The organism is Hespellia stercorisuis DSM 15480 (assembly GCF_900142165.1).
GTDB classification, from domain to species: Bacteria; Bacillota; Clostridia; order Lachnospirales; family Lachnospiraceae; genus Hespellia; species Hespellia stercorisuis.
Genome location: NZ_FQZY01000150.1, coordinates 1 through 1499, shown reverse-complemented (window position 1 = coordinate 1499; position 1499 = coordinate 1). Strand labels below are relative to the sequence as shown.

Sequence of the window (1499 nt, the reverse complement as noted above, 5' to 3'; positions counted from 1 at the left end):
TGCTCCGACAGTTCATTCTTGTCTACCAGAACGCGCTTAGCCTCCTCATATTCAATGTATTGGCCATCTCTGAACAAATAGTCCGTCGCGATCCTATCCGCCGTTAAAATGATGGATAACGCGATGCTCTGCTTCTGCATCTTGTCATCCTGATAGATGTCCTTTTGAATCTCGTACTGTATCTCACGTACTTCATCGATCCCCATCTCTTTTATAATTTTGACAAACTGAATCCCGGCATGCCCATAGCTTTTTTTAAGCAGTTCCAATGTGTACTGCGGATCCGGAAACACGTTTTCCTGACACTCCACTTCCAGTATCCGGTTGATCGCCCCGCCCTGCGACACATAGGACGACAGCGGCCGCTCTCCATTTGTCAGAATTGCATTCTTCCACCGGTTCTCCTTCCGCACTCCCAGATCTTTATTTGACCGGCTCTTTCCCTTTCCGGAACACAGGTCGTACACGACACCCTCGAAGTTGTCCCGGATCCGGGCACTCACCTTACTGGAATCATCTAACATAAGCGGCAGATTATTTAAAAGATTACTCTTTATCTCTAACGCCACATCCGATGTCTTAAAATCACCAATATATTGATTCTCATCTGGATTCGCCCAGATCGATGTCGCCAACATCATCGCCACCGATTTTCCACCTTCTGTCTCACCCCAAAGATCAACGATAAACGGCAGGCCCCCAAGCATCCCCACGAGAATACTGGCAAAGGATGCTGCCAGAAAAAACTTAATCTCTATCCTTCCGGTCTTCCGCAGATCCTTCACGTGCTGCATCCACTGCTGCTTATTCCCATGGGCCTTTATACTCTCGAATATGTATTTAAACTGCATATCTCCATCAAAAACAATGTCGGTATCATACGGAATAAATCCATCACCGACCCAGCCAAGCTTCGAGCTGGACATCTGCACCGGGATATTGTCATCGTTCAAATTTTCAAGATCGGACAAGTATTTGACCAGCAGTCTGGCATTCTCCGATGTAACAGCAATTCCAAGCTTTGATAGAGAGACAATCTTGTTGGCCGAAGAGACCAGATCCTTTGGTACCACAATTTCATTCCATTTGTGATTTCTCTTGTAAGCGATCCGCAGCTGCTCCTCTCCGCTCTCGAGATTCTTAAGCCGCTCCACCGGAAGGATTGGATGATAGCAGACAATCACTTCATTGGTATAATCCTTATTGAAAGTGTAAATGCCCTCATCCGATGCGATCCAAGAACCGCACAACATGTTGTCATAAGATCCGGTGAAATTCGTCCAATTATCCACCATTGTAGAATTTGCCCTGTTCTTTAGTGTTTCTTTGGCGACCTTCGTATACGCCGAAACCATCTGATCAAACTTCCCCTTTACGCCCAGGGCTTTCGCTGCGTCCTGCAAAGACAGCAGCATCCGGGCCTTTTGTATCTCATCTTCCTGTTCGAATATCTCAACAAAGACTTCATCCGCCAGAATGGTGTCTTTGTCATATTCTTT

At 46.3% G+C, this 1499-nt stretch carries 1 protein-coding gene; it reads right to left on the bottom strand.

Going from position 1 to position 1499, the window contains the following annotated elements; genetic code table 11:
* On the bottom strand, positions 1–1499 hold a 1499-nt coding region (locus tag BUB85_RS20825; protein WP_073113378.1), incomplete at both ends, for a DUF927 domain-containing protein.